This window comes from Bradyrhizobium sp. BRP56, from assembly GCF_020194035.1.
Taxonomy (GTDB): domain Bacteria; phylum Pseudomonadota; class Alphaproteobacteria; order Rhizobiales; family Xanthobacteraceae; genus Bradyrhizobium; species Bradyrhizobium australafricanum.
The window spans coordinates 1-5632 of the sequence record NZ_JADYVV010000137.1 but is presented as its reverse complement, the minus strand read 5'-3'; the positions used below and the strand labels follow the sequence as shown (position 1 = coordinate 5632).

Sequence of the window (5632 nt, the reverse complement as noted above, 5' to 3'; positions counted from 1 at the left end):
TCCAGCTTCTGCCGAGGCGGTGGGTGGTTGAACGCACATTCGCTTGGTTCGGCAGATGCCGCCGCCTCGCCAAGGACTTCGAGGCGACGGTGGCAACCGAAGCTGCCTGGCTGCTGATTGCACACATGAGGCTCCTGACCCGCAGACTCGCGGCTGCAGCTAAGGTTGGGTGATTTATGAGTCAGACTCTCAGGATGACGGGGCGGGGTCCTTCAGTCGACCTACAGCGGGAGTTCCGGCTCGCGGCGGGCGTTGCGGCGCGCGGTGGTGGCGGAGGCCGAGGTCGAGGAGCGCACGAAGCTCCAGCGGATGGTGCCGGCCTGCCTCGCGTCCTGCCGGATCACGATCTGGGAGGTGCGGCGCGGGCCGTCATTGCCGGCCAGGAACACGCTGTCCTCGAGATCGACCTTGTCGTCCATCGCCTCGAAGGTCCAGACGTCGCGGTTGGGCAGCACCAGCATCACGCCGCGGGCATCCGACAGCCGGCTCGCCTTCACCGAGGGATGCAAATGGAAGCGCAGCGCGAAATCGGCCTCGCTGCCCTTGATGCGGCCGCCCGGCGCCGGCGACAGGGAGTCCTCGCCCTCCAGCCGCGTGCCGTCCTGGGAGACCATCAGCACGCGGCGGTGGATCACGCCGAAGCGCGAGAGATAGCCGTCATGCGAGGCGGTCAGCACATCGCCGTCGGGAACGGCTTCGCGGTAGCTCTCGACATTGCTCGGGCCGCTGGTGATGGGCGCGCCGCGGAGCAGCCGCTTCATCGCCGACAGCTCGACGAACTGGCATGACGACGTATCGCGATAGGTCAGCGTCGAATGCGCCGCGGTGGAGCGCGCGAACGGCCGCCAATTGTCGCGGCCGGTGCTCGGCATGCCGCAATTGACGACGATGCGGCTCACCCCGGAGGACAGCTCGAACGACAGGCAGCCGGCATGCGCGTCCTGGCTGACGCTGGCCGGCGGCGGCGGGCCGGTATCGATGATCAAGGCGGTGTTGCCGGCATCAAGGCGCTGGAAGCCGGTGTGCGGCATGCTCGCCATCGGCACGCCGCGGGTGTCGTCATAGGCGAGCAGCGTCGCGACGAGATCGGACGGCGCGGTGCTCATGCCGTTGAACAGCGCGAAGCTGCCGTCGCCGTGACGGAAAAAGCGCAGCATCGGCATCATGCGGTCGATCGCGTTGAGCAGCGCCGGCGGCGGCGCGATATTCCGTGCGGCAAAGGTCTGCCGCAGCGGCAGGAGATCGCTGAGCAGCTCGACCAGCGCGCCCGGATTGCGCGAGATGTGGCCGCCATCGGGCAGGATCTGGCGCTGCAATTCGTCGGACAGCTTGCGCGTCGCCGATTTGATGTTGCGCGCCTGGTTGGCGAGACAGAGCGAGGCGTAGCACAGCGCGATCAGCACCTGCAGGCGCGGAACGCCGTCATTGTCGAGCGTCGCGTGGCGCAGATAGCGGATCTCGCGCGCCAGCCCGCGCAGATATTTGCGGTAGAATTTTCCGTCGGTGTCGCCGAGCACCAATGGAGCCTGCGACAACAGCGAGATCACCCGCCGCGCGCGCACATCGGCGCGGCGCTCCAGCGGCCGCTTGCGGGCCTGGTTGGAGATCCAGTCGTCGACCAGCGAACGGGCGTTGGCGCGGGTCAGCGCGGTGTCGGCGGCGCGCAGGTGGCGCAGCCAGCCGAAGCCGAGCAGGGCGGCTTCCCAATCCTCCGACGGCGGCTCGAGATCGAAGATCGAGCGGCCGTGGCAGGTGACGATCTTGCCGGCGAAGACGAATCGTCCGGCATAGATCTCGGCCGCGCGGGTGGCGTCGGCGGTCCGCAGATCGTGCGGGGCGATGACCAGCCGGTCGGTGCGGCCGGGCCAGAGCCGCGACAGCGCAACCGTGCTCCCGCTGGCGCGTGCGAGCATGCTGCGGGCAAAGCGGCCAGCAATCAGCGTCGAGATGCGTCTGCTTTGAGCGACCGACACGCCTAACCTTGCGGGGAGGGAATTTTCAACGAATCCTTATTTAATCCGGAAACGCGGCCAAGACACCTGCCAAGACACCTGCCAAGAAACCTGCCCAGGCACCCTCTTGATACCGCACGAATCACTTCGAGCTTAGAGGACTGAAGTTTAAAATCAGGATTTAACCAGCCGGGCGGCGTAAAAGCCATCCAGCCCGCCCAGCCGCGGGTCGGCGTTGGGCAAATGGCTCGGCAAAGTGCGCAGATCGCCGTCGGCGGTGATGATGTCGTCGAGGCCGGCGACCTCGCTCTTCTCGACCGGCGCACGGCGCAGGCCTGATTCGCTCGCCAGCAGCGCGGCAATCGCGTGCTCGCCTTCCTCCGGCTCCAGCGAGCAGGTGCAGTAGACCAGCGTGCCGCCGGGCTTCAGCAGATTGGCGGCTTTTTGCAACAGCCGCTTCTGCAGCGCCGACAGCGCGGCGATGTCGCCTTCCTGCCGCAGCCAGGCGACGTCGGGATGGCGGCGGATGGTTCCCGTTGAGCTGCAGGGCGCATCGACCAGGATACCGTCGAAGCTTGCGGCCTCGGCGGGCCATTCGGCGGCGTCGGCGACAACGGTCTCGGCCTGCAACGCCAGACGCGTGAGATTGTCGCGCAGCCGCGCGACGCGCGCCGGCGAGCGGTCGACCGCGGTGACGTGCGCGCCGGCCAGCGCGAGCTGGGCGGTCTTGCCGCCGGGCGCGGCGCACAGATCCGCGACCGCCTTGTCCTTGATGTCGCCGAACAGCCGCACCGGCAGCGCGGCGGCGGCGTCCTGCACCCACCACTGGCCTTCGGCAAAGCCGGGCAGCATCGTGACGGAACCCTGCAGCAGCGTGCGCACGGTTCCCGTCGGCAGCGTCTCGCCGTGCAGGCGGGTCGCCCATTGCGGCGCGTCCGACTTCACCGTCAGATCGAGCGACGGCTCGTGGCCGAGCGCAAGCGCCATGTCGCGCGCCGTGGCTTCGCCGTAATGCGCGTTCCAGCGCGCCAGCATCCATGGCGGCAGGTCCAGCGTCTGCATGCTGATCTCGTCGATCAGGCCCTGGCCCTCGCGCGCGCAGCGGCGCAGCACGGCGTTGACGAGCCCGGCATATTTCGCGGCGCGCCGGTCGGACTGCACCAGCCGCACCGAGAGATCGACCGCGGCGTGATCGGGCACGTCCATCCAGAGAATCTGTGCCGCGCCGATCAGGAGCGCGCTCTGCGCGCGCGGCGCATCGGTCGGGATGCCGCGATCGAGCAGGCGCGACAGCAGATGGCCGAGCGTGCCGAGCTTGCGCAAGATGGTCGACACCAGCCGGCGCATCAGCGCGCGGTCGCGATCGGCGAGCGATTTCAGGCCGGGATGCGCGCCGGCGCCGTCGAGCTGGTCGTCGAGCGTGCGGTGCTTGTGCAGCACGCCATCGAGGATGTCGGCCGCGATGCGGCGAGCCGCGAGACCGGGGACTTCGGCAGGTACTGCAAATCTTGAAGGAGGCATGAAGCGGAGATATCTCGAAGGTGCTGAGTTACATTCGGCTCATGCCCATCAACTCCATAGCATCTCTGGCATGCGAATATGCCAAATGTAAGAATCGCCTTGCGGGATTTCGTGATCGTGATGTCGTCACTGAGCCGGCGCAGAGATACGGAATCCGCAGGCAGAAAGTTTTGCCATGTCTGATAAATCGCCGTCGTCATCGCCGCCGGAGGCCGCGCCGCGCAAGCCGCTGACGCCGGCCGCGCAACGCGCGCTCGCCGAGGCCGCGGCGCGGCGCAAGGCCGCCGAGGAGGCAGCCGCGCAGAACGCGGCCGCGCGGCCGAAGGAGTTCCAGGGTCCGAAGGGGCCGGAACCGACGCGTTATGGCGATTGGGAGACCAAGGGCATCGCCTCGGACTTCTGAGAGCCTTGCCTGACGGCTCGACTCGCGCCAGTCTGGGAAAATGTCCCCATACGAAAGAATAAATGCTTATCGTGGGACGGGACGTCCGCCCTTCCGAAGATCACCTTGGGGCCGCCGCGTCTCGGCGGCGCTGCCATGGGTGTTCGTGCTCGGCATTGCCGTCGGCAGCACGCTGCCGATCCGGCAGTGGGTGCATCTGCCGCCGACCTGGTCGCTCGGCAGGTCGCGCGACACCGATATCATCTGGCAGCGGGCCGGCGCGCCCGACATCAGGCACAACGTTGATGTGATCAGGACGATCGACGGCGATACGTTCGAGGCGCGGGTGCATTTCTCGCCGGGCCCGGATCTGTACACGCGTGTCCGGCTGCGCGGCATCGATGCGCCGGAGCTGAAGGCATCCTGCGCGCGCGAACTGCAAATGGCGCAAGCGGCGACGGTGGCGCTGCGCGACCTGCTCGGCCAGGGCGACGTCGCGATCTACAATGTCGGTCCCGACAAATATCAGGGCCGCGTCGTCGCCGACGTCGCGACCAGGAAGACCGACAACGTCTCGGCCGCGCTGCTCGCCGCCGGCCATGCCCGCGCCTACACCGGCGGCCGCCGGTTCGGCTGGTGCGGATATTTCGCACGCTAGGCGACAGCGCCAAACCGGACCGGGCAAACCAAAAGCCGCGCAGTTGCGCGGCTTTTCGATCGGCGAAGCGTTCTGCCTGATCAGCGGGTGACGACGACCGTCGTGCCGATCTCGACGCGCGAATAGAGATCGGTGATGTCGGTGTTGAGCATGCGGATGCACCCGTAGGAGACGAAGCCGCCGACCGAGCCCGGCACGTTGGTGCCGTGGATCGCATATTCACCGCCGGCCAGCGTCATCGCAGCGACGCCCATCGGGTTATGCGGCGAGCCGCCGGCGATCACGTTCGGGATGCTGGGCTTGTCGCGCTTGACCTCGGCGGGCGGCGACCAGGCCGGGTTGCGATATTTGCCGTCGATCTTCGTGGTGCCGGCCCACTGTTTGCCGGACTTGCCGACACCGACCGGATAACGCATCGCGTGGCCGGAATCGAGAATGAGGTAGAGCCGCCGTTCGTTGGTCTTCACCACGATGGTGCCTGGCTCATAGTTGTCGGCGTGTATTCCCACTATTTCCGGCCGGGCTTCGGCCGCCTGCGACATCAAAGCAACCGCACCAAGGGTGGCAGCCAGCGCCACCGCAAACTTCCTCGACATCAACCTCTCCACTTCCCAACAGCTCCCGCAAGGAAGCCAAAAACGAAGATGCAGAGCCCTTGAAAAACCGGGCCTGCCGGTCTCACGCACGCAACATTAACTGCGTGTGTTAACCGGGTGGTTTCACACCGGCCGCGAGACATGTCCTGATGGCGGGAGAGAATGAAAAGTTCGGATTAAAGTAAATGACCTGGAAACAACACTTGGCCACAAACGCGCCTCAATCGCGCCTTGCCTATGACAATCCCGTGAAGCGCCCGTTGCAGGAAACGGGAAGGGCCGCGGCGGTGATCGCGCGCGGCCCTTGTTTGGTCTTCTGATCCTTGCTGCTGCTGGCCTTACGCCGGCGCGCCCTTCTTGTTCTGACGGTTCTGCACGAGGTCGTCGACCACGGCCGGATCGGCCAGGGTCGAGGTGTCGCCGAGGCTCGACGACTCGTCCTCGGCGATCTTGCGCAGGATGCGGCGCATGATCTTGCCGGAGCGGGTCTTGGGCAGGCCGGGCGCGAACTGGATCAGGTCCG

7 protein-coding genes are annotated in these 5632 nt (G+C 66.8%); 3 read left to right on the top strand and 4 right to left on the bottom strand.

The window, feature by feature from the left end:
- The coding region (locus tag I6F38_RS42820; protein ID WP_225162452.1) for a transposase at positions 1-173 on the top strand (173 nt) is incomplete at its 5' end.
- A gap of 48 nt (positions 174-221) precedes the next feature.
- On the opposite strand, the gene I6F38_RS42815 is transcribed toward I6F38_RS42820, so the two are convergent.
- A complete protein-coding gene (locus I6F38_RS42815) occupies positions 222-1973 on the bottom strand; it encodes a heparinase II/III family protein (protein WP_225164631.1) in 1752 nt (583 codons plus the stop codon).
- A 153-nt stretch (positions 1974-2126) separates the two neighbouring features.
- Entirely contained in the window at positions 2127-3473 is a 1347-nt protein-coding gene (locus I6F38_RS42810; protein WP_225164630.1) for an RsmB/NOP family class I SAM-dependent RNA methyltransferase, read from the bottom strand.
- A gap of 175 nt (positions 3474-3648) precedes the next feature.
- Between I6F38_RS42810 and I6F38_RS42805 the strand changes: the two genes are divergently transcribed.
- Both I6F38_RS42805 and I6F38_RS42800 read left to right on the top strand, forming a co-directional pair.
- Complete coding sequence (locus I6F38_RS42805) at positions 3649-3876, top strand: DUF1674 domain-containing protein (RefSeq protein WP_225164629.1); 228 nt, start codon at positions 3649-3651, stop codon at positions 3874-3876.
- A gap of 139 nt (positions 3877-4015) precedes the next feature.
- Complete coding sequence (locus I6F38_RS42800) at positions 4016-4513, top strand: thermonuclease family protein (RefSeq protein WP_346657178.1); 498 nt, start codon at positions 4016-4018, stop codon at positions 4511-4513.
- Positions 4514-4593: 80 nt separating this feature from the next.
- Here the strand turns inward: I6F38_RS42800 and I6F38_RS42795 are convergent, their stop codons facing one another.
- A complete protein-coding gene (locus tag I6F38_RS42795; RefSeq protein ID WP_225164627.1) occupies positions 4594-5109 on the bottom strand; it encodes a L,D-transpeptidase in 516 nt (171 codons plus the stop codon).
- Between the two features lie 338 nt (positions 5110-5447).
- Positions 5448-5632, bottom strand: a 185-nt coding sequence (locus I6F38_RS42790) for a hypothetical protein (RefSeq protein ID WP_225162974.1), incomplete at its 5' end; no start/stop codon positions are given.

Excerpts from the sequence above, each read along its gene's own strand:
- I6F38_RS42810 (WP_225164630.1), bottom strand. The coding sequence starts at position 3,473 with ATGCCTCCTTCAAGATTTGCAGTACCTGCCGAAGTCCCCGGTCTCGCG.
- I6F38_RS42805 (WP_225164629.1), top strand. The coding sequence starts at position 3,649 with ATGTCTGATAAATCGCCGTCGTCATCGCCGCCGGAGGCCGCGCCGCGC.
- I6F38_RS42795 (WP_225164627.1), bottom strand. The coding sequence starts at position 5,109 with ATGTCGAGGAAGTTTGCGGTGGCGCTGGCTGCCACCCTTGGTGCGGTT.